General features: G+C 64.9%; 21 protein-coding genes. 12 read left to right on the top strand and 9 right to left on the bottom strand.

Annotated features, from left to right (window positions below; genetic code table 11):
- Positions 1 to 172: 172 nt before the first annotated feature.
- From VK792_RS11500 to VK792_RS11510, 3 genes are all read right to left on the bottom strand, one after another.
- Positions 173 to 2,311, bottom strand: coding sequence for a malate synthase G (locus VK792_RS11500; protein WP_326297633.1), 2,139 nt, complete (start codon positions 2,309 to 2,311; stop codon positions 173 to 175).
- A gap of 155 nt (positions 2,312 to 2,466) precedes the next feature.
- A complete protein-coding gene (locus VK792_RS11505; RefSeq protein WP_326297634.1) occupies positions 2,467 to 2,607 on the bottom strand; it encodes a DUF2256 domain-containing protein in 141 nt (46 codons plus the stop codon).
- On the bottom strand, positions 2,604 to 4,106 hold the full coding sequence (locus VK792_RS11510) for a deoxyribodipyrimidine photo-lyase (RefSeq protein WP_326297635.1): 1,503 nt from the start codon (positions 4,104 to 4,106) through the stop codon (positions 2,604 to 2,606). The genes VK792_RS11505 and VK792_RS11510 overlap by 4 nt, the downstream gene beginning before the upstream one ends.
- A 75-nt stretch (positions 4,107 to 4,181) precedes the next feature.
- Here VK792_RS11510 and pepN point away from each other — a divergent pair, with 75 nt between their 5' ends.
- Genes pepN through VK792_RS11525 form a run of 3 tightly spaced genes read left to right on the top strand, consistent with a single transcriptional unit; the run spans position 4,182 to position 8,413 of the window.
- Entirely contained in the window at positions 4,182 to 6,737 is a 2,556-nt protein-coding gene (gene pepN, locus VK792_RS11515; RefSeq protein WP_326297636.1) for an aminopeptidase N, read from the top strand.
- A gap of 30 nt (positions 6,738 to 6,767) precedes the next feature.
- Entirely contained in the window at positions 6,768 to 7,514 is a 747-nt protein-coding gene (locus VK792_RS11520) for an SDR family oxidoreductase (RefSeq protein ID WP_326297637.1), read from the top strand.
- Between the two features lie 44 nt (positions 7,515 to 7,558).
- On the top strand, positions 7,559 to 8,413 hold the full coding sequence (locus VK792_RS11525; RefSeq protein WP_326297638.1) for a 1-acyl-sn-glycerol-3-phosphate acyltransferase: 855 nt from the start codon (positions 7,559 to 7,561) through the stop codon (positions 8,411 to 8,413).
- Here the strand turns inward: VK792_RS11525 and VK792_RS11530 are convergent.
- Positions 8,403 to 9,080 carry a transglycosylase SLT domain-containing protein gene (locus VK792_RS11530; RefSeq protein WP_326297639.1) on the bottom strand — a complete coding sequence of 226 codons (678 nt, stop codon included), beginning with the start codon at positions 9,078 to 9,080 and terminating at the stop codon, positions 8,403 to 8,405. The two genes, VK792_RS11525 and VK792_RS11530, sit on opposite strands and share 11 nt — an antisense overlap.
- Positions 9,081 to 9,316: 236 nt before the next feature.
- On the opposite strand from VK792_RS11530, the gene VK792_RS11535 reads away from it, so the two are divergent.
- From VK792_RS11535 to VK792_RS11545, 3 genes are all read left to right on the top strand, one after another.
- Positions 9,317 to 10,534: a hypothetical protein gene (locus VK792_RS11535; RefSeq protein ID WP_326297640.1), complete on the top strand. Its 1,218-nt coding sequence runs from the start codon at positions 9,317 to 9,319 to the stop codon at positions 10,532 to 10,534.
- Positions 10,535 to 10,596: 62 nt separating this feature from the next.
- Positions 10,597 to 12,111 (top strand): Asp-tRNA(Asn)/Glu-tRNA(Gln) amidotransferase subunit GatB, encoded by a 1,515-nt coding sequence (gene gatB, locus VK792_RS11540; RefSeq protein WP_326297641.1) that lies wholly within the window; start codon positions 10,597 to 10,599, stop codon positions 12,109 to 12,111.
- Between the two features lie 414 nt (positions 12,112 to 12,525).
- Complete coding sequence (locus VK792_RS11545) at positions 12,526 to 12,969, top strand: DUF4177 domain-containing protein (RefSeq protein ID WP_326297642.1); 444 nt, start codon at positions 12,526 to 12,528, stop codon at positions 12,967 to 12,969.
- Between the two features lie 3 nt (positions 12,970 to 12,972).
- Here VK792_RS11545 and VK792_RS11550 read toward each other — a convergent pair whose 3' ends face one another.
- Positions 12,973 to 13,230: a BolA family protein gene (locus VK792_RS11550; protein ID WP_326297643.1), complete on the bottom strand. Its 258-nt coding sequence runs from the start codon at positions 13,228 to 13,230 to the stop codon at positions 12,973 to 12,975.
- A gap of 73 nt (positions 13,231 to 13,303) precedes the next feature.
- Between VK792_RS11550 and VK792_RS11555 the strand changes: the two genes are divergently transcribed.
- From VK792_RS11555 to VK792_RS11565, 3 genes are all read left to right on the top strand, one after another.
- Complete coding sequence (locus VK792_RS11555) at positions 13,304 to 13,939, top strand: J domain-containing protein (RefSeq protein ID WP_326297644.1); 636 nt, start codon at positions 13,304 to 13,306, stop codon at positions 13,937 to 13,939.
- 83 nt (positions 13,940 to 14,022) lie between these two features.
- Entirely contained in the window at positions 14,023 to 14,412 is a 390-nt protein-coding gene (locus VK792_RS11560) for a response regulator (RefSeq protein WP_326297645.1), read from the top strand.
- On the top strand, positions 14,412 to 16,115 hold the full coding sequence (locus VK792_RS11565) for a sensor histidine kinase (RefSeq protein WP_326297646.1): 1,704 nt from the start codon (positions 14,412 to 14,414) through the stop codon (positions 16,113 to 16,115). The genes VK792_RS11560 and VK792_RS11565 overlap by 1 nt, the downstream gene beginning before the upstream one ends.
- Positions 16,116 to 16,173: 58 nt before the next feature.
- Here the strand turns inward: VK792_RS11565 and msrB are convergent, their stop codons facing one another.
- The 4 genes from msrB to VK792_RS11585 form a co-directional block, all read right to left on the bottom strand.
- A complete protein-coding gene (gene msrB / locus VK792_RS11570) occupies positions 16,174 to 16,632 on the bottom strand; it encodes a peptide-methionine (R)-S-oxide reductase MsrB (protein WP_326297647.1) in 459 nt (152 codons plus the stop codon).
- A gap of 109 nt (positions 16,633 to 16,741) precedes the next feature.
- Positions 16,742 to 17,290, bottom strand: coding sequence for a fasciclin domain-containing protein (locus VK792_RS11575; RefSeq protein ID WP_326297648.1), 549 nt, complete (start codon positions 17,288 to 17,290; stop codon positions 16,742 to 16,744).
- 115 nt (positions 17,291 to 17,405) lie between these two features.
- Entirely contained in the window at positions 17,406 to 18,092 is a 687-nt protein-coding gene (locus tag VK792_RS11580) for an anti-sigma factor (protein WP_326297649.1), read from the bottom strand.
- A complete protein-coding gene (locus VK792_RS11585) occupies positions 18,089 to 18,631 on the bottom strand; it encodes a sigma-70 family RNA polymerase sigma factor (protein ID WP_326297650.1) in 543 nt (180 codons plus the stop codon). The genes VK792_RS11580 and VK792_RS11585 overlap by 4 nt, the downstream gene beginning before the upstream one ends.
- Before the next feature lie 103 nt (positions 18,632 to 18,734).
- Between VK792_RS11585 and VK792_RS11590 the strand changes: the two genes are divergently transcribed.
- The 3 genes from VK792_RS11590 (at position 18,735) to cobT (ending at position 22,208) form a co-directional block, all read left to right on the top strand.
- Positions 18,735 to 19,721, top strand: coding sequence for an AAA family ATPase (locus VK792_RS11590; protein WP_326297652.1), 987 nt, complete (start codon positions 18,735 to 18,737; stop codon positions 19,719 to 19,721).
- Positions 19,722 to 19,936: 215 nt separating this feature from the next.
- Positions 19,937 to 20,278, top strand: coding sequence for a hypothetical protein (locus VK792_RS11595; protein ID WP_326297653.1), 342 nt, complete (start codon positions 19,937 to 19,939; stop codon positions 20,276 to 20,278).
- 52 nt (positions 20,279 to 20,330) lie between these two features.
- Positions 20,331 to 22,208, top strand: a complete 1,878-nt coding sequence (gene cobT, locus VK792_RS11600; RefSeq protein WP_326297654.1) for a cobaltochelatase subunit CobT — start codon at positions 20,331 to 20,333, stop codon at positions 22,206 to 22,208.
- Positions 22,209 to 22,238 lie beyond the last annotated feature (30 nt).

Genomic DNA, 22,238 nt, shown 5'->3' on the forward strand with positions numbered 1-22,238 from the left:
AAAGCTTTCCCATCCGCGCAAATGCCCACAGGCGGTGCAAACGCCCGCAAAAACGCCACGCCCCCCATCATCTTGCCCGAAATATCCTCGGGGGAGCCCGAGGGGGCAGACAGCCCCCTCGTGTCTGGCGCCCGCCACCCGCGAACAAGGGCTAGGGACAGGGCAGACGGCCTCAGACCGCCTTCAGCTCCAGCCGCCGCGCATGCAGTACCGGCTCGGTATAGCCCGACGGCTGCACCCGTCCCTCGAACACCAGGTCGCAGGCGGCCTTGAAGGCAATCCCGTCGAACTCCGGTGCCATGGCCGTATAGAACGGATCGCCGGCATTCTGCCGGTCCACCACCGCGGCCATCCGCTTCATGATCTCCATCACCTCGTCGCGGCTGACCACGCCATGATGCAGCCAGTTGGCAATGTGCTGCGACGAAATCCGACAGGTCGCGCGGTCCTCCATCAACCCGACGTCGTGAATATCCGGCACCTTGGAACAGCCGACACCCTGGTTGATCCAGCGCACGACATATCCCAGGATGCCCTGCGCGTTGTTTTCCACCTCGGCGCGGATCTGCGCCTGTGTCCAGCGGCGATAGGTGGCCAGCGGAATATCCAGCAGCCCGTCGACATGCGCCCGCGGCCCGCCCGCGCGCAGCCCGGCCTGGACGGCGAAGACGTCGACCTTGTGATAATGCAGCGCATGCAGCGTGGCGGCCGTGGGCGACGGCACCCAGGCACAGTTCGCCCCGGCCTTGGGATGTTCGATCTTCGATTCCAGCATGGCGGCCATCCGGTCGGGCATCGCCCACATGCCCTTGCCGATCTGCGCCTTGCCCGAAAGCCCGCAGGCCAGCCCGATATCGACATTGCGGTTCTCATAGGCCCCGATCCAGCCCTTGCGCTTGATGAAATCCTTGCGGCTGAAAGGCCCCGCTTCCATGCTGGTGTGAATTTCGTCGCCGGTCCGGTCCAGGAACCCGGTATTGATGAAACAGACCCGGTGCTTTGCCGCGCGGATACATTCGCGCAGGTTCACGCTGGTCCGGCGCTCCTCGTCCATGATGCCCAGCTTCACGGTATGGCGCGGCAGGCCCAGCGCCTGTTCGACATGGCTGAACACGTCATCGGCAAAGGCCACCTCTTCCGGCCCGTGCATCTTGGGCTTCACCACGTAGACAGATCCGTGCAGCGAATTTCCGCCCTGCCGCTTGAGGTCATGGATGGCGACCAACGTGGTCACCATGGCGTCCATCAGCCCCTCGAAAATCTCGCTGCCGTCGCGCAGCAGGATCGCGGGGTTGGTCATCAGATGGCCGACGTTGCGCACCAGCATCAGTGCCCGGCCCTTCAGGGTCATCCCCTGCCCGTCCGGCGCGGTATAGACCCGGTCGGCGTTCAGTTGCCGGGTCAAGGTCTTGCCGCCCTTCTCGAAACGCTCCTGCAAATCGCCCACCATCAGCCCCAGCCAGTTGCCATAGGCCTGGACCTTGTCCGCGGCATCGACGCAGGCGACTGAATCCTCGCAGTCCATGATCGCCGAAATCGCGCTTTCGATCTGCACATCCGCCAGCCCGGCCTGGTCGCGCGCCCCGATCGGGTGGGTCCGGTCAAAGACAAGTTCGACATGCAGCCCGTTGTTGCGCAGCAAGACGCCGTCGGGCGCCTTCGGATGCCCGCGATAGCCGATGAATTTCGACGGATCGACCAGCGGCAGGTCGTTGACCATCAACTGCCCGTCCCGGACGTGATAACGCCGCGCATCGGCATGGCTGGTGCCCGCAACCGGAAACGCCTCGTCCAGGAACACCCGCACCCGTGCCACCACACGCGCGCCACGGCCGCGCTCGAACGGGCCCTTGGGCGGCAGCGCCCCCATCGCATCGGTGCCGTAGAACGCATCATACAGGCTGCCCCATCGCGCGTTGGCCGCGTTCAAGGCGTAGCGCGCGTTGGTGATCGGCACCACCAACTGCGGCCCGGGCACCGACGCGATCTCGGGATCGACATTTGCGGTCTCGATCTCGAAATCCGGCCCCTCGGGCAACAGGTACCCGATGTCCTGCAGGAACGTCTTGTAGGCGCTGTGGTTGTGCGGGTGGTCCCGATGGGTGATGTGCCAGTCGTCGATCTGCCGTTGCAGGTCTGCCCGCCGCGCCAGCAAGGCGGCATTGCGCGGCCCGAAGTCATGCGCCAGCGCCGACAACCCCGTCCAGAACGCGTCTGCCGAGACATCCGTTCCAGGCAACGCCCGCTCCTCGATGAACGTCGCCACAAGGCTGTCCACCTGCAACCCGCACCGCTCGACCCGCTTGCCCATCTTCTCGCTCCTCAGCCTGCGCCCGTATACCACGGTGTGCAAACTAGGGCCGAAGTTTTCGATAGGCAACAATCCGAAACACGCGGACCCGCAAAAAGACCCTTCCGATTTTCCGAACAATCCCTTTCATCTTTCTGAAAATACTCAAAAAGCCGTCAGGTCCGCCCGCGCGCGCGCCGGCACCGCTCCGAACAATACCGCACCTCGTCCCAGACCCGCGCCCATTTCCTGCGCCAGGTGAACGGCCGCCCACAGGTGGCGCAGGTCTTGACCGGGAGGTCGGATTTCTTCCTCACAGGTCGAACCTCAACTGAAGCGAACGGGCCTTGCGCCGCGGGGCGCGGTCGTTGACGAAATGCCCGGAACTGTCCTTTCGGCTGGCATGCTTCTTCACCACCCCCTGTGCTTCGCAGGCAAATCCCGGCGCGCGCCGCACCGCCCAGATCGCGTCCCGCGCGTGGCGGGCGGCCTCGCTGGGGTCGACAATCGGGCGGGGATAGAGATGCCCCAGCACCTGCCCCGCCCCCTGCCAGCGCCAGGGCGCCTGCAAATGCGCATCGGGCACTCGGGCCAGTTCGGGCAGCCAGCGCCGGGTGAAAACGCCGGTCGGGTCCTGGTCTTGCCCCTGTTTCACCGGGTTGTATATGCGCGGCGTGTTGATGCCCGTCGTGTTCGACTGCATCTGCACCTGGGACCAGTGAATGCCCGGCTCGTAATCGGTGAACATCCGTGCCAGGTGTTCGCCCGGCCCGCGCCAGTCCAGCCACAGGTGATAGGCGGCGACGCTCATCAGCATGGCGCGCATGCGGAAATTCAGCCAGCCGGTGGCGTTCAGCGACCGCATGCAGGCATCGACGAAAGGCAGACCGGTTTCGCCCCGGCACCACGCCTGCAACCGCGCGTCGTCGCTGCCCCGCAGCCCGTCATAGGCGCGGTGCATGTTGCGGCGCTCGATCTCCGGTTCGTCCTCCAGTTTCTGGATGAAATGGTCTCGCCAGGCCAGCCGCGACTGAAACGACGTCAGGCTGCCGCCCCAGCCTGTGCGCGTGCCACGCACCTGCCGCTGGCGGGCGGCAGTGGCAGCGACCGCCTCGCGCACCGAAAGGGTGCCAAAGGCCAGGTGCGGCGACAGGCGGGAACAGGCCTCGGCACCGTCCAGCGGCGACGACATCGCCCTGCGATAGCTCTGCCCCCGGTCGGTCAGAAAACTGTCCAGCAACTGCTGCGCCCGCTCCCGCCCGCCACGTTGCCGCAATGGCGCCGGGTCGGGCAGGTCCAGCGCGGGGATCGGGTGCGACCGAACGGTCATCGTCGGAATGCGCGCCGGTGCCGGCAGCGGAGTGGCAAAGACGAACCGGTTGCGGGCGGCGGCCCACCCGTCGCGGTCCCGCAGCCGCCGCACCACCCCGCATTGCGACAGTTCCCGCCAGGGCACCCCCTGCCCCCGGCACCAGGCCGCCACCGCCTTGTCACGCTGATAGGTCCACTGGTTGCCGGTCTCCTCATGACTGACCAGGTGATCGAACCGCACCTCTTCGCGCAACCGGCCCAGCACCTCCACCGCCGCCCCCGCGCGCAGCACCAGATCGGCCCCCTTGGCGCGCAGATCATCGCGCAACGACCCAAGGCTTTCGCACAGGAACCCGTAGTGCCGGGCCGAGGCGTCAGGCAGCCGCCACAAATCCGGTTCTACGATATACAGCGGCACCACCGGCGCGCCCTGTTCCAGCGCAAAGGCCAGCGCCGGGTGATCGCCCAGCCGCAGATCGCGTTTGAACCATAAAACCGTGACCATGGCTTGCAGCCCCTTTCCATTCGGCACACAGTTAGGCCCAAGCCAATCGGCATCAACGCCCCACCGGAGAGAGTGATGAAAGACGCTGCACCCCAGACGATTTACCTGAAAGATTACAAACCCTTCGGCTGGATCGTGAAAGATGTGTCGCTGCGCTTTGTGCTGCACCCGACGGAAACGCGGGTGTTCAGCACCATCACCTTCTCGCCCAACCCCGACCCGGCGGCGGAACGGCGGTTCTTCCTGCATGGCGAACACCTGAAACTGAAATCCGCCAAGATCGACGGCAACCCGGTCAGCGTCGATATCACCCCCGAAGGCCTGACCTGCGACGTACCGGGATGCGACTTTACCTGGGAAGCCGAGGTCGAAATCGCCCCGGCCGAAAACACCGCGCTGGAAGGGCTGTACATGTCGAACGGCATGTATTGCACCCAGTGCGAGGCCGAAGGCTTCCGCAAGATCACCTATTACCCCGACCGTCCCGACGTGATGAGCACCTTTACCGTGCGGATCGAGGGGGACGAACCCGTCAAGCTGTCCAACGGCAACCCGGCGGGCCAGGGCGATGGCTGGGCCGAATGGCACGATCCCTGGCCGAAACCGGCCTACCTGTTCGCGCTGGTGGCGGGCGACCTGGTCAACCACCCCGACCGCTTCACCACGAAATCCGGCAAAGACGTAGAGCTGAACATCTGGGTCCGCCCGGGGGACGAGGGCAAATGCGCCTTCGGCATGGACGCGCTGAAAGCGTCGATGAAATGGGACGAGGATGTCTATGGCCGGGAATACGACCTGGACATCTTCAACATCGTGGCCGTCGACGATTTCAACATGGGCGCGATGGAAAACAAGGGGCTGAACATCTTCAATTCGTCCTGCGTCCTGGCCAGCCCGGAAACCTCGACCGATGCCAATTTCGAACGGATCGAGGCGATCATCGCGCATGAATACTTCCACAACTGGACCGGCAACCGCATCACCTGCCGCGACTGGTTCCAGCTGTGCCTGAAAGAAGGGTTGACGGTTTACCGCGACAGCCAGTTCACCTCGGACCTGCGCTCGGCCCCGGTGAAACGCATCAGCGACGTGATCGACCTGCGCGGCCGCCAGTTCCCCGAGGATCAGGGCCCGCTGTCGCATCCCGTCCGCCCCGAAAGCTTTCAGGAGATCAACAACTTCTACACCGCCACCGTCTATGAAAAGGGCGCCGAGGTGATCGGGATGCTCAACCGGCTGGTGGGCGACGACGCCTATGCAAAAGCGCTGGACCTGTATTTCGACCGTCACGATGGCGACGCCGCGACGATCGAAGACTGGCTCAAGGTGTTCGAGGACACCACCGGCCGCGACCTGACCCAGTTCAAGCGTTGGTATTCCCAATCCGGCACGCCCCGGCTGAAGGTGGCCGAGGATTGGGCCGACGGGACCTATACCCTGACCTTCACGCAGGACACGCCGCCCACGCCCGGCCAGCCCGACAAGGCCCCGCAGGTGATCCCGATCGCCGTGGGCCTGCTGAACCCCAACGGGGACGAGGTGCTGCCGACCACCGTTCTGGAAATGACCGAAGCCACGCAGAGCTTTACCTTCGACGGGCTGGCATCGCGCCCCGTTGCGTCGATCCTGCGCGAATTCTCCGCGCCCGTGGTGCTGGAACGCGATCAAAGTCCGCAGGAACGTGCGTTTCTGTTGGCCCATGACACCGATCCGTTCTGCCGCTGGGATGCCAGCCGTGAACTGGCCCGCGCCAGCATTCTGGCGATGATCCGTGACGGTGCCGCGCCCGACACCGCATGGCTTGACGGGCTGGAACGGGTGGTCTTTGACGACACGCTCGACCCGTCATTCCGCGAACTGATGCTGGCGGTGCCGACGCAATCGGAACTGGCACAGAACCTGTTCGAAATGGGTGAAACCCCGGATCCCGACGCGATCCACCGCGCCGTCGAAACCCTGCGGCAGGCGATGGCGGAACGCTGGGCCGACAGGCTGCCGCGTCTGGCCAAGGACACTTGGGTGACGGCCTCCTACGCCCCCAATGCGGACCAATCCGGCAAGCGCGCGCTTGGTGCGGCGGTGCTGTCGCTGACCACCCGTCTGGATGGCGGCGCGGCGGCACAGGCGCAGTATGACGCGGCCGACAACATGACGTTGCAACTGTCTGCCCTGGGCAACCTGATCCGCGCGGGCAAGGGCGACTTGGCGGTGAAGTCTTTCTACAACCAGTGGAAAGAGGATCGGCTGGTCATGGACAAGTGGTTCGGCCTGCAGGTCGGCGCGGCAGAGCCCGACCAGGCGGTCGAGGTCGCGCGCGCCCTTACCCGGCACCCCGATTTCGACTGGAAGAACCCCAACCGGTTCCGCGCGGTCTTTGGCGCTTTGGCGATGCATCACGCGGGGTTCCACCGCGCCGACGGCGCGGGCTACGCCCTGCTGGCGGACTGGCTGATCACGCTGGACGACAAGAACCCGCAGACCACCGCGCGCATGTGTTCCGCCTTCCAGACCTGGAAACGCTATGACGCCGGCCGCCAAGCCCATGCCAGGGCCGCGCTAAAGCGGATCATGGCCAAGCCGGGCCTGTCGCGTGACACATCGGAAATGGTGTCGCGCATACTCGAAGGCTGACAGGCCGCACACACCACGGGAGGGACATCCATGCAAACCACCGCCACGCTTCTGGTCACCGGCGGCAGCGCCGGAATCGGGGCGGCCACCGCCCGCATGGGGGCCGCGCGCGGCTATCCGCGCGTGGTGATCACCTACAACAGCGACCGCGCCGGGGCCGACCGTGTCGCAGCCGACATCCGCAACGCCGGGTCAGAAGTGCTGGTGATGCAGGTCGATGTGTCCCTGCCCGAAGACGTCACGCGCCTTTTCGCTGCGCTCAACGACCTGCCCCCGGCCCCGCTGCACCTTGTCAATAACGCCGGCATCGTCAGCCCGAGGGGCAGCATCGAGGACCTGACCCCCGAGCGCGTCCGCAAGGTGTTCGACGTCAACGTGCTTGGCGCGTTCGAGGTCGCCCGGCAGGCCGTGATCCACATGCGCACGCATCAGGGCGGGCATATCGTCAACGTCTCATCCGCCGCCGCGCGCTTGGGCAGCCCGAACCAGTATATCGACTATGCCGCCACCAAGGGCGCGATTGAAACCCTGACCACGGGGATGGCGCTGGAACTGGGGCCGGAAGGCATTCGGGTCAACGCCTTGCGCCCGGGCATCATCACCACAGAGATCCACGCCAAGGGCGGCGAACCCGACCGTGTGCAGCAACTGGGGCATACCCCGCCCCTGCGCCGCCCAGGCACGGCCGAGGAAGTGGCCGAGGGGCTGTTGTGGCTGTTGTCGGACGCGGCCAGCTATGTCACCGGGGCATTTCTGGATGTGACCGGCGGACGTTGACGCGCTGTCACGGCGTTGTTGCACGGATGTGTCATTGCGGTTGCATGAGAGACCGCATCGACCCCTTGATTGCAGACCGTGCGCCGTGGCTGTTCCGGCCCGAGGCCGCGTCGCGCCATGCCCGCCGCGTCCTGGACCGGTTGCTGGGCTATGAACGGACGGTTGCGCTGGCCGGGAAGTTCGAACACCTGCCCGCCCGCCAGATCATGGACGAGATGGGCCGCCTTGTGGCCCGCCGGGTCGAGGCCGAGGGCCTGCACCACATCCCCTTGCACGGCCCCGCGCTGGTGGTCTGCAACCATCCCACCGGCATTGCCGACGGGGTGATCCTGCACCACCTGCTGGCGCCCATGCGTCCAGACCTCTTTTTCTTTGCCAACAACGATATCCTGCGCGTGTTGCCGCAGATGGCCGACCTGATCGCCCCGGTGGAATGGCGGCAGGACCGGCGTAGCCACGCCAAGGCGCGCGAGACCATGGCCTATACCCGGCGCGCGGTCGACAAGGGGCGTCTGGGCATCATCTTTCCGTCTGGCCGGCTGGCCTTTCGCCAAGGTCTGCACCTGAACGAGCGCCCGTGGATGGGCTCTGCCGCGATGCTGGCGCGCAAGTTCGACCTGCCTGTGATCCCGATCCACATCACCGCGCGCAATTCCCTGATGTTCTACCTGTTCGACCGGATCCATCCGACGTTGCGCGATATCACGCTGTTCCACGAAACGCTGAACAAGGCGCGTCAGCCGTTTTGCATTCGCGTTGGTGCACCGATCGCGCCCGACAGCCTGCCCCGGCAATCCGAATTTGCAACCGCGATGCTGCGTGACACCGTCATGGCGCTTGGCGAACCGCGGCCAAAGGGCTTGCGCGCCTTGCCACGTCAGCACCGGGTCAGGGCCTGACCGGCCCCTGCAAGTCCCGCCGCGCCACCGGGCGCAATGACCGGCCCAGCGCCGTGCAATAGCTTTGGCTGCGGGTCCAGCGCATCATGTCCTCGCGTTTGGTGCGGCTGTGGAACGGGCCCCAGTCGGCCGCCACCCCGCGCATGTCACGGCTCACAACCCCGTCGCGTGGCACCGTCACCGCCATGATCCTCAGGCCGCAGGACAGGTTATCGACCGGGTTCTTCAACGCCTCGCCGCTGCGTGCGCGGCAGTTGTAGCGCCGCGCGGTGTCAGGCAGGATTTGCAAAAGGCCATACCACAGCCCGCCGCCGCCCACGGCGGTCGGGCGCCAGGTGCTTTCATGCTTCGCCAGGGCCGAGATCGGGCCGATCCAGAACGCCTCTCTCTGCTGGATCGTTCCGGTCGGATAGGCCGGACACCAATCCGCGATATCGCGCGGCGTCAGTTGCGGCAAGGCGCGGGCATGGCCGCGCAACGCCCGCAGTGCCGCGCGGGTCCAAGCCGGGCTGCCGGGGCGATGGTCCCAGCGCGCGGTCAGGGAAACCTCGGTCCGGGCCACAGGCCGCAACGATGTCAGCGGCGCAACCTCGGCCGCGCCGGCATGTTCGACACTCAACAAGACCCCAATCGCCAAGGGCACCACGCGGCGTAAAACAACAGACATGCCTGAAAAAATGCGCCGATTCTGCCTGATGTGACAAGCCCTTGGCGGATCCGCACCCGGGAGGATGCTGCACTGCAGCCTCTTTCAAACTCCTTGGGAATGACCCGCGAACTCCCCGATGCCGCCCCAAATGCGCCCAAATGCAGCGGCAGTTTGGGATCAACGAAAGCCCGAGGTCACTGTCGTAAATGCCCACACTGCCTGCCAAATTGTCGCCCTTTCTCAATGGATTGCGCTTGATCCGCCCGCCCCGGGTGCCGCATCTTCGCCTGATCCAGAAAGCGCGCGAGGACAGGTTCGCAGACGAGCATATCCCACCGCTGATGCCCCGGCTTGTGATCCCCATGTGCGACCGGACAGAGGACGTGCGCGCCCACAACCGGTACTTTGAACAGGGGCAATTCCTGTCGCGACAGGAAGCCTGGGCCGAGCTGGGAGAGCTGATCCGCAGCTTTGACCAGCGCCGCGTGACCACCCCTGGCGGCACACCTGTTGCCGCCGTGTTGGCCGCCGGGGCCCGCGCCGACGCGGTCGAAGCCGCCGCGGCCGCGGTTCGCCGGTTCGACGAAACCGGGGCCCGCGACACGCTGCTGGCGCTGGAAGACATCCTTGAAGACAATTCCGAAGACCATGGCGTCGCCCTTGTCGTGGCCCTGGCCCATATCGACATCGGTTGGGCCTGGCGCGGCGAAAGCTGGGGATTGGAACTGCCGACCCTGAACAAGGGCGGATTCCACAGCCACTTCAACGCCGCGGCCCGCATCATCGACCGTTTCGACCCATTCGAACTGGACGCCCCCACCCTTGCCGCGGCGCGCTGCGCCCTGCTCGCTGCAGAGCGCCGCCCCGACCAGCGCGTGGCAGATGACTATGAAGACCTGATCGACCTGGACCCGGCCAGCCCCGGGCACATGCGGGCGATGGGGGTACATCTGCTGCCGCGCTGGTTCGGGAGCTATGAACAGCTGGAACTGCAAGCCCGCCGCACCGCCGCCCGCACCATCGACCTGTGGGGCGCTGGCGGCTATACTTGGGTTTACCTTGATGCGCTTGCCATGGACGACGGCGCGTTCGAGCGGCTGGACCCGGAATTCTTTATCGAAGGCATGTGCGATATCCTTGCCTTGCAGCCTGAACAGCACACGGTGAACCTGTTCGCCGCCTTCACGGGACAGACCCTGTCGGGCTGGTCGGAGCCGGGCAGCAATCGGGCGCGTGTGGCCGAATGCTTCGACTGGATCGCCCGCGATTTTCTGCGCGAAGTCCACCCGGTGGTCTGGATGCAGGACGTGACACCGGTGCTGCACCCTGCGCCCCTGCCCACGACACGCGACACCCAGCGCAAGGGCCGCGTGCGGGCGCTGTCGGCACTGGCGGAACACTTTGCCCCGCAAATCCGCGCCGGAAACCGTGTGATCTTTGACGCCGACGGCGTGTCGGTCGTTCCCGCCTGAGGGGCCTTGCCCCGCCCCCGTCCCTGACTTAGAACCGCTGCGTTATTCCAAGGAAGGACGCCATGCTGGATCTGAGCTTTACCCCCCCCAAACCCAAGGTCATCGCCGGGGCGAAACACGACTGGGAACTGGTGATCGGGATGGAAGTGCACGCCCAGGTCGCCAGCCAGGCGAAACTGTTCTCGGGTGCGTCGACGAAGTTCGGGTCCGAGCCCAATTCGAACGTGTCTTTCGTCGATGCGGCCATGCCCGGTATGCTGCCGGTGATCAACGAATTCTGCGTCGAACAGGCGGTGCGCACCGGTCTGGGCCTGAAGGCGCAGATCAACCTGAAATCGGCGTTTGACCGCAAGAACTATTTCTATCCCGACCTGCCGCAGGGCTATCAGATTTCCCAGCTTTATGAACCGATTGTCGGCGAAGGCGAAGTGATCGTCGACATGGAACCGGGCGTGGCGCGGCTGGTGCGGATCGAACGCATCCACATCGAACAGGATGCGGGCAAGTCGATTCACGACATGGACCCGGCAATGTCGTTCGTCGATTTGAACCGGACCGGCGTCGCGCTGATGGAAATCGTCAGCCGCCCCGACATCCGCGGCCCGGAAGAGGCCGCCGCCTATGTCGGGAAGCTGCGCCAGATCCTGCGCTATCTGGGAACCTGCGACGGCAACATGCAGAACGGCAACCTGCGCGCCGATGTGAACGTGTCGGTCTGCCGCCCCGGTCAGTACGAGAAATACCAGGAAACGCAGGATTTTTCGCATCTGGGCACGCGCTGCGAGATCAAGAACATGAACTCGATGCGGTTCATCCAGGCCGCCATCGACTACGAGGCGCGGCGCCAGATCGCCATCCTTGAAGCGGGTGGCAAGATCGACCAGGAAACCCGCCTGTATGATCCGGACAAGGGCGAAACCCGGTCGATGCGGTCCAAGGAAGAGGCGCACGATTATCGCTATTTCCCCGATCCCGACCTGCTGCCGCTGGAAATCGAGCAGGCCTGGGTCGATGACATCGCGGCCAGCCTTCCAGAACTGCCGGACGCCAAGAAAGCCCGCTTTGTCAATGACTTCGGCCTTTCGGAATACGATGCATCAGTGCTGACCGCCGAGGTCGCCAACGCCGCCTATTTCGAAGCGGTGGCAGCGGAATGCGGCGATGGCAAGCTGGCGGCGAACTGGGTCATCAACGAACTGTTCGGACGCCTTAAGAAAGAGGATCACGCGATCGACGAAACCCCGGTCAGCCCGGAACAACTGGCCGGGATCATCAAGCTGATCAAGGCCGGCGACATCAGCGGCAAGATCGCCAAGGACGTGTTCGAAATCGTCTATACCGAAGGCGGCGATCCGGCTGAAATCGTTGAGAAAAAAGGCCTGAAACAGGTCACCGACACCGGCGAGATCGAAGCCGCGGTGGACGCGGTCATCGCCGCCAACCCGGCGCAGGTCGAAAAGGCCAAGCAGAACCCGAAACTGGCGGGCTGGTTCGTCGGACAGGTGATGAAAGCCACCGGTGGCAAGGCCAACCCGGCCGCCGTCAACCAGATCGTGACGGCGAAACTGGGGCTCTAGGCCCCGCCCGAACGGGCAATGCACATCCGATGCACATGGCATGCACAGTCCATGCGCACGACCAATGCACCAAACAGGCCGCCCGTCCGGGGCGGTCTTTTTGCTTTTTGGGGCCGTGCCGACCGAACCGGGACACGGCGCAAGAGGCCGTCCCGGCGGATCGCCTCATATGCGCCTTCCCAAACGTAAGGTATTCCTGACTGTGCCCGGTCAAGGGGAAACGGCACAGTGTTTTCACCGGCACGCGCATCAGCCGGTGGCCTCAGGGTTGATCGGGGCCAGACAATGACAAATGTTGCTAGATATTGTTGCTGCTATTGAAACAATCACAACCCGGGCCGTGCAAAAGCGCTGGTCCGGGTTTATTCTATGGTCCAGACTGGTGGCCAGTCAGGCCAAAAGCCGAGGGGGTCTATGACCGTTTACGAATACAAGGTGGTGCCCGCCCCCGCCAAGGGCGAGAAAGCCCGCGGTGTGAAGGGGGCCGAGGCGCGGTTTGCCTATGCGCTGGAACGCGTGATGAACGAGATGGCGGAAGGGGGCTGGGAATTCCAGCGCTCGGAAACCCTGCCGGCCGAGGAACGGACCGGCCTGACCCAGACCACAACGCAGTGGCGCAACCTGCTGGTGTTCCGCCGCGCGCGGCAGGACGACATCAGCGATTTCCGTCCGCGGCTTCTGGAAAAACCCGCCACTCCGCCCGCGTCGCTGGCACCGATGCCCGACATTTCGGACCCGGCAGACGACGGCCCGGCAGAGGCGCCGCAGGACGTGACCGCGATCAGCCCGGTGCTGAAGGCTCGGGCCAGCCAGGTGAACCGCAAGCCCGACCCCCCGGACGACGTGGCGGCAGAATAGGTTCTAGCCGTCGATATCCAGCGACAGCGCATGGATCTGGCAGACAAGGTCCTTGCCCAGCGCATCGTGCACCGCGCGGTGACGGGCAAGACGGTTCTGGCCGCCAAAAGCTTCGGCGCGAATCCGGACGTGGAAATGGCTTTCCCCGCCCTCTTGATAGCCGCCATGGTGACGGTGGCGTTCACTGTCATCGCGAATTAAAAGTTCACTTGGTGCAAATGCTTGCCGCAAGCGGGATTCGATCTGCTCGGCCCTGGTCATTTTTTCCGGTCAACCCCTGTAAGTTTCTGAAAGTTAGTCTAGTATCCGGCGTCCGAGTCGAAAAGGTGTCCTAATGAGCAAATCTGATCCCTTCGGTTTCGACATGTCGGTGAAGTCGGCCAAGAAGAAGAATCCGCGTGGCCGGCGTGGCATGACAGGCGAATCTGAAACCTCGACCCGTGTCTGCGAGCACGAGGGCTGCAACGAGGCCGGCAAGTTCCGCGCGCCCAAGGCGCCGGACGTGCTGGATGACTTCTATTGGTTCTGCAAGGACCATGTCCGAGAATACAACAACCAGTGGAATTTCTTCCAGGGCAAGACCGAGGCCGAAATGAACGCGCAGGCCAGCAAGGACAAGGTCTGGGAACGCGAGACCAAGGATTTCCGCGACCCCGAGGCCCGCGCCTGGGCCCGGCTGGGCATCGAGGACCCGCACCAGGTTCTGGGCGACAAGGCGACGCGCAACCCGGGTCGCAAGGCCGCCGGAACCTCGGCCCATACCCGCCGTCTGCCGCCGACCGAACGCCGCGCGATCGAGATCCTGGAAATCCGGGACACCGCGACCAAGGCCGAGGTGCGCAAGGCGTACAAGGCGCTGATCAAGGTGCTGCATCCCGACATCAACGGCGGCGACCGCAGCCAGGAAGAACAGCTGCAAGAGGTGGTATGGGCCTGGGACCAGATCAAGGACAGCCGGAATTTCCAGTAGCGGCCCGCGAAACCGCAATCTATTAATCTTCGCTTAATCTATCGCCCCGACACTGCCCCTGCCCTGAGAGACACGAGGCAGCGATGCGGTGCTTGGTTGTAGAAGACGATGATATCCTTGCGGGAGTTCTGTCGGATTACCTGACGGGGCTGGGTCATGACGTGACGCGGGCCGCGACAATCGCGGCCGCGTTACACTGCCTGCGGACAACGAAATTCGACCTGCTGTTGCTGGACTACCGGCTGCCCGATGGCATCAGTCTGCCGGTGTCGGAATATGCCGCTGCGACCTGCCCAAACCTGCGCACCATCCTGCTGACCGGGTCGGGCGTCTTTCCGCACGGGGAAGCGGCGACCATCGCGCCCGGCATCGATTGGGTCCTGCGCAAACCCGTGGCGCTGGCCGATCTTGGAGCGATCGTCGACTATGCCGCGCTGGATGCACAGTTGCACCCCGTGGATTGCGTTTCGTGATGCGACGGATGGTGCTGACCGGGCTGGTCGCGCTTGTTCTGGCGGCGGCGTGGTCGGTCTGGGCGCTGCTGACAGACCGGCAGCAGACGATTCTGTCCGGCGCCGCCCTAGCCGAGGCAGATGCGCAGCTGAGCCGGATCGAACGCGATATCGCGATAAGGCTGCTTGAACTCGAAATGCTGAGCCGTGGGTTCGACAGTTCGCCCGACGCCGGCAGTCTGCTCCTGATCGAACGGGAATTGCAGACCGTCTTGCAGGGCATTCGCGCAGTGGGCTTTGCCGATACGGGTTTCGTTCTGCGCGGCATGACACCGCTTCGCGATCCTGCGGTCATCGGGACCAACCTTGCCACGCTCAGCCCCGAACGCGCGACCGCGTTCCAGACCGCGCGCGACACCCGCAGCGTGACCATGACCCCGCCGCTGCCACTGAATCGCGATGGGCAACTGGGGTTCCTTGCGGTGCTGCCGGTGATCGAAAACAACCGCGTCGCGGGGTATTTCGTGATCGGGTTCGAAGCCAAGCAATGGATCGACTACTTGCTGCCCGGCAACGATCCCCAGGCGCAATCCCACCGCTATGCCAAACGGATCAGTTTTGCCGGCAAGGTGGTCTATGAAACCGACGATTTCGCGTTTCTCGACACTGCGGTCGCCCAGTCGCGCAGCCAGGGGGTGCTGAACAACGATTTCCAGGTCGCGCTCCGGCTGCGCCCGGCGCAGATGCAATTCGATGATCTGTTGCCGGAACTGGCGGCGCTGTTCATTGGCGGGCTGTCGCTTCTCAGCCTTTTCGCCGTCACACAGGCCGCGCGCGCCCGCTCTGCAGAGGCGCGCAGCGCGCGCAGCGCCAAACGGCAGAAGCGGCTGAACGACCGTCTGCTGGCCGAGGTCGAAACCCGCCGGTCGGCAGAAGCCGCGGTGCGCAGCGCGCACCTGTCCACCGCGCGGTTCCTGGCCACGATGAGCCACGAGGTGCGCACACCGTTGAACGCGATCATGGGCATGTTCGAACTGATCGAGGCCAGCACGGTGCCAGACCGGGTCAAACGCCAGGCCCACGCTGGCCAGACCGCCGCGCAGCGGTTGTTTTCCCAGCTGACCAACGTGCTGGATGCCAGCACGCTGGACGCGGCGGCGGTTCAGGCCAACCCCGCCTCGCTGCCCTTGGCGATGCTTGTAGAAACCTGGCGCGACACGCTGACAAGCGCGGTCGAGCGCAGCAAGAAACCGCTGGACGTGCGGGTCGAGGTTGCGCCGGGCCTGCCGGAAACCATCATGCTGGATGGCGACCGGGTCAGCCAGATCGTCGCCAACCTTGTCGATAACGCTGTCAAGTTCACCGGATCGGGCACGATCACCCTGTCGGTCCGGGCGCAGGGCGAGATCCTGGAACTGTCCATCGCCGACACCGGCGTCGGCATTCCAAAGGCACTCCGCGGCAAGGTGTTCCAGCGGTTCTTTCAGGTCGAAAACGGGCTGCGGCGGCCCTATGACGGCGCCGGGCTGGGCCTGTCGAATTGCCGTGAATTGGCCGACGTGCTGGGGGCAGACCTGACGGTAGAGGAAGGACCTCGAAACGCCGATGGCGGGCACGGCAGCCGGTTCACCCTGCGTCTGCGGGCAGTGGCCGCCGAAAACAGCGGACACGGGGCGGACACGACGCCCGCCTGCCCCCGCGCCATGGCAGCGACGGGGACATAGGCCACCGGGACGATCAGGGGCGCAGGACGCGCCTGACGGTGCGGCGCCACCCGCCCGGTCAGGCCGGACGGAATTTCAGTGACACACCATTGATGCAGTGGCGCTTGCCCGTCGGCGGCGGACCGTCGTCGAAGATATGGCCAAGGTGGCTGCCGCAACGGCGGCAATGGCATTCGGTACGCACGGCAAACAGCGTGCGGTCGGGCTTGGTGTCGACCGCCCCCGGCAGGGCCTGCCAAAAGGACGGCCAACCGGTGCCGCTGTCGAACTTGGTGTCCGACGCGTAAAGCGGCAGGTCGCAGCCGCGGCACAGGAACGTGCCCGCGCGTTTTTCCTTGTTGAGCGGCGAGGTGAAGGCACGTTCCGTACCTTCGCGGCGCATGACCTTGTATTCCAGATCGCTGAGCATCGCGCGCCATTCGGCGTCGGTGCGTGTCACCTCGAACGCCGGGGCGGCGCTGGCGCGGCTGGCGAACAAGGCGGCGGCCCCGGTCATGATGAAATTGCGGCGCAACATGGTGTCCTCCTTCTATGTGGTTCAGGGTGGGCCCCCTGCCCCCCATGAGACAAGGGCAGAGGGCTGCACTTTTGCGTGACCATGCGCGTTGGGTGCGCCTGGGGAAGGCTCACATGGCGGGCAAAAGCACGTGGTCGATGACGTGGATCACACCGTTGGACTGTTCGACATCGGCAATGGTGACACGTGCCACGCGGCCGCGTTCGTCGGTCAGGGTGATCATGCCATCGGTCATCTTGGCCTGAAGCGTGCAGCCCCCCAGCGTCGGCACCGGGTGCATGCCGCCATCATCGGCGATCATGCCCTGGATCGCGTCCGACATCGCCTTGGCGCCAACCACATGGCAGGTCAGCACCTTGGTCAGGGCGGCCTTGTTTTCCGGCTTCAACAGGGTGTCGACGGTGCCGGCAGCCAGGTCGGCAAAGGCTTCGTTCGTCGGGGCAAACACGGTGAACGGCCCGTCAGAGGCCAGCGTGTCCACCAGGCCCGCGGCCTTGACCGCGGCGACAAGCGTGGTGTGATCGGCCGAATTCACGGCGTTCTCGACGATATTCTTGTTGGCATACATCGGCGCGCCCCCAACCATCGGATTGGCGGCCAGTGCTGCGGTGCCAACAAAAGCCGCGACAGCTGCGGTTGCGAAATGGAACTTGGTCATCTTCTTTCCTCCTGAATTGCCCAACATCCGCGTTGGGTTGCCCGAAGCCACGCAGGCGCGCGGCGGGAAGTTTCAGAAAGATGCAGAAAATGCGTTCACGAGCGCGTGAGCAGGATCACGACCGGACGCCCAGCAAACCGGTGGCAAGGATCGGACCGGTCGGCGCACCGGTGGGCGACCCGCCCTGCGGCTCCAGCGACAGCGCCACGGTGGTGCCCGGTGTCATCGCCGGAACCAGCGCGTCCGGCACCGGGATTTGCGTCAGCCCCGCGGCCTGCATCAACCCGACAGAGATCGGGGCGGCCGCCCCTGGCGGAATGACCCAGATTTCGATCGACGAGTCCTGCGGAAAGCCGCCTTCGTCCCGGCGCAGCATGAAGGTACCGCTGTCCGGCGCCCAATGCGCCAGCAGAACATAGCCCGAGTCGCGCGCGTCGAGATCGGCGTAAAGATGGGGGTCTGCCGGTTCCAGCACCCCCGTGATCATCACGCCCCAGGCAATGCCGGCCGCGACGACACCGCCCGCCAGATAGGGCAGAAGCTGTCGCCACAGCGGACGCCGCTGACCGAAAAGCTGTGCCTCGATCGCCTGCTGAACCCGGGGGGGCGGGGCCACCTCTGGCAGGTCGTCGGCCAACGTGGCAAAGCGGGTCTGCCAATCGGCCACCACTGCGCGCAGCGCCGGATCGGTAGCCAGACGCGCCTCGAACCGGGCGCGTTCCGCGGGCGTCAGCAGGCCCAGCGCGTATTCCGCGGCCTCGGCCTCGGGGCCGCCGGGCAGGGTTTCATCAGGTCCGGTCATTGCTCCAGACACTCCTTGAGCGCCGCCAGGCCGCGACGCAGCCAGGTGCGGATCGTGTTCAGCCTGGCACCGGTTTCCGACGCCAGCGTGGCATAGCTTGCCCCGTCGAGATAGACCCGGCGCAGCATGTCGCCCTTCCCGTCGGGCAGACCGTCGAGGCAGGCGTTGAGCGCCACCACATCGGAGCGCGCCACCGCCTGCGCCTCTGGTCCCGGGGCGGAATCGGCCACGACCTCGGCCGCGTCGAGCCCGCCCGCCGGGTCGCGCCGCGCGCGGCGTCGGTCCACCGACAGGTTGCGCGCGATCGTAATGAGCCACGTCATCGGCGACAAACCGTTGACCTGGTACATCCCGGCCTTGTCCCAGACCCGCAGGAATACTTCCTGCAAGGCTTCCTCGGCCTCGGCCCGATCATTCAAGACACGCAGGCAGACCCCGAAAAGTTTCGCCGAGGTGCGCTGATAAAGGTCGCGGAACGCGGAACGGTCGCCCAGGGCGACCTGTGCGATCAGCGCCTCTATTTCCTGCTGCGGTGTCATAGTTGATCGGCCCGCGTCATTTCCCTGCACCCTTCCTCTTGCCCCTTCTTACGATTTGTTGCACCACGTGCAAACGTAAAGGCCCTGGACGAAGGACAAGACCATGACGGACGGCATGCTGGACGTAAACGCAAAACCGACCGAGGAAATTTCGGTCCGCGAGGTGTTCGGCATCGACACCGACATGATCGTGCATGGTTTCCCCGAGCGCACCGCGCGGGTTCCGGACGAAGACAGCACCTATAAATTCGACCCAGACACCACGCTGGCGATCCTTGCGGGGTTCCGCAACAACCGCCGCGTGATGATCCAGGGCTACCACGGCACCGGCAAATCGACCCATATCGAACAGGTCGCGGCGCGGCTGAACTGGCCGGCCGTGCGCGTCAACCTTGACAGCCACATCAGCCGGATCGACCTGATCGGCAAGGATGCGATCAAGCTGATCGACGGCAAGCAGGTGACCCAGTTCCAGGAAGGAATCCTGCCCTGGGCGCTGCGCAACCCGACCGCCATCGTGTTCGATGAATATGACGCCGGCCGCGCCGACGTGATGTTCGTGATCCAGCGGGTTCTGGAAACCGACGGCAAGCTGACCCTGCTGGACCAGAACGAAGTCATCACTCCGCACAAGTATTTCCGCATTTTCGCGACCGCCAACACCGTCGGCCTGGGCGATACCACCGGGCTTTACCACGGCACCCAGCAGATCAACCAGGGCCAGATGGACCGCTGGTCGCTGGTGGCGACGCTGAACTATCTGTCGATCGACGCGGAAACCCAGATCATCCTGTCGAAGGCACCGCACTACAACACCGAAAAGGGCCGCAAGACGGTGCGCCAGATGGTGACCGTGGCCGATTTCACCCGCCGCGCCTTCATGAACGGCGAACTGTCGACGGTGATGAGCCCGCGGACCGTGATCGCCTGGGCGCAGAATGCCGAGATCTTCCGCAACATGGGCTATGCTTTCCGGGTGTCGTTCCTGAACAAGTGCGACGAGCTGGAACGCCAGACCGTGGCCGAGTTCTATCAGCGCTGCTTTGACGAGGAACTGCCGGAAAGCGCCGCCAGCATCAGCATCGCCTGATCGCCCCGCAGCAACGGTTTATGACATGAGACAAGGTGGCGCCGAAAAGCGCCACCTTGTTGCTGTTTGACAACAGCTTTCCTGCGTTTTCAATTCGCCTGAATTTGAACACCTTTCGTTTTCAAGATGGTGAAATGATAGGCAGCATGAAAATCTCAGGTATGGTGCCGGCTTGGATCGTTGCGTCGCTGTCTATGTGCCTGGCCGGAAATTCAATGGCCCTGCCCCGCTCACCCTCTGAGCGGGTGCAGGTGCTGGCCGCCTGTACCGGGCGGCTATCGGCCCGGATGGAACACCAGTGGCTGACCGATGGCCCCGCATCCGAACACACCCGCGCCCTGCGCGACCACCTGGCCGAGGTGCTGGACCTGATCCTGCCCGGAACGGAGATCGACACGCGCCACGCGTTCGCCCTGCGGGTACAGGCGAAACAGGCCTACGCTGCTCTGCTGCGCCGGGCCACGTTCGGCACCGATCCTCGGGAACGGCGCACCGCCTTGCGTGTTGCCGTGCGGCTGGAACAGGAATGCCGCGGGCTGCTGCTGGGACAGGGCTGAGCGCCGCAGATTGCGCTTGCCAATCGCCGTGACAGGGTTGAAAACCTGAGCCATGGCTCAGAAATCCGACAACCCCGCCGATCCGTTCAAGAAGGCCCTGGCCGAGGCGACCAAGGTCATGGCCGACGACCCGGATCTTTCCGTCAGCTATACCGTCGACCCGTCGGGCGTGTCAGGCGATGCGATGCGCCTGCCGCAGGTCAGCCGCCGGATGACCCGGGACGAGGTGCTGCTGGCGCGCGGCACCGCCGACGCGCTGGCGCTGCACCGCCGCTATCACGATGGCGCGACGCATGCGCGCTATGCCCCACAGGGCGAAATGGCGCGCGAGCTGTACGAGGCGATGGAAACCGCCCGCTGCGAGGCGATGGGCGCACGCGACATGCCCGGCACCGCGGGCAATATCGACGCCAAGATCGGCCATGACGCCGACCGCCGCGGCTTTGGCCAGATCAAGGAAGCGTCCGAGGCACCGTTGGCCACCGCTGCCGGTTACTTGATCCGACACCTGGCCACCGGGCGCGACCTGCCGCCCGCGGCGCAGAACGTGATGGACCTGTGGCGCGGCTTTATCGAGGAACAGGCCGGCGGCACTCTGGAAGACCTGGGCGACCGGCTGTCCGACCAGGCGGATTTCGCACGGTTTGCCCGGCAGATCATTTCCGACCTGGGGTATGGCGACCAGCTGGGCGACGATCCCGACCAGATGGACGACGAGTCCGACGATCAGGCCGAGGACAGCGACGACGCGCAGGAAGAACCGGATTCGACCGGCCAGCAGGACGACGAGAATTCCGACACCGACGCCAGCCCCGAGCAAAGCCAGGAAGAGACCCAGGACCCGAGCCAGGCCCAGGTGTCCGCCGATGACATGGCCGACGAGGAGATGGGTGAGGAAACCGAGATGCCCGAGGGCGACGCGCCAATGGAGCCGCCGCCCCCTGCCCCGGTGTCCGAGGCCGACCCGAATTATTCGGTCTATTCCGCCGAATTCGACGAGGTCATCCCGGCCGAGGAACTGGCCGAAGCGGCGGAACTGGAACGGCTGCGCGCCTACCTGGACCAGCAGCTGGAACCGCTGAAAGGCGCAGTCAGCCGGCTGGCCAACAAGTTGCAGCGTCGGTTGCAGGCCCAGCAGAACCGCAGTTGGGAATTCGACCGCGAGGAAGGCATCCTGGATGCAGGCCGGTTGGCGCGCGTGGTGGCCAACCCGACGACGCCGCTGTCGTTCAAGGTCGAAAAGGACACCGAGTTCCGCGACACCGTGGTGACGCTGTTGCTGGACAACTCGGGCTCGATGCGGGGACGGCCGATTTCGATCGCAGCGATCTGCGCCGACGTTCTGGCCCGCACCCTGGAACGCTGCAACGTCAAGGTCGAGATCCTGGGCTTTACCACCCGTGCCTGGAAGGGCGGGCAGGCCCGGGAACAGTGGCTGAATGCCGGCCGCGAACAGCAGCCGGGGCGCCTGAACGACCTGCGCCACATCATCTACAAGGGCGCCGATGCACCGTGGCGGCGCACCCGCGACAATCTTGGGCTGATGATGAAAGAGGGGCTGCTGAAGGAAAACATCGACGGCGAGGCGCTGGAATGGGCGCACAAGCGTCTGACCGGGCGGCTTGAGGCGCGCAAGATCCTGATGGTGATTTCCGACGGCGCCCCGGTCGACGACAGCACCCTGTCCGTCAACCCGGCCAATTTCCTGGAAAAGCACTTGCGCGACGTGATTGCCATGGTGGAGCGGAAAAAGCAGGTGGAACTGCTGGCCATCGGGATCGGGCACGATGTCACGCGCTACTATGAACGCGCTGTGACGATCACCGATGTCGACCAGCTGGCCGGTGCGATGACCGAGCAACTGGCGTCGCTGTTCGACAGCGATCCGCGCGCCCGCGCGCGGGTCATGGGGATCAAGCGCGTCGCCTGATGCGCCGGAGTTTCGGACCAGGCTGCGCCT

The organism is Mesobacterium hydrothermale, assembly GCF_035818635.1.
Taxonomy (GTDB): domain Bacteria; phylum Pseudomonadota; class Alphaproteobacteria; order Rhodobacterales; family Rhodobacteraceae; genus Mesobacterium_A; species Mesobacterium_A hydrothermale.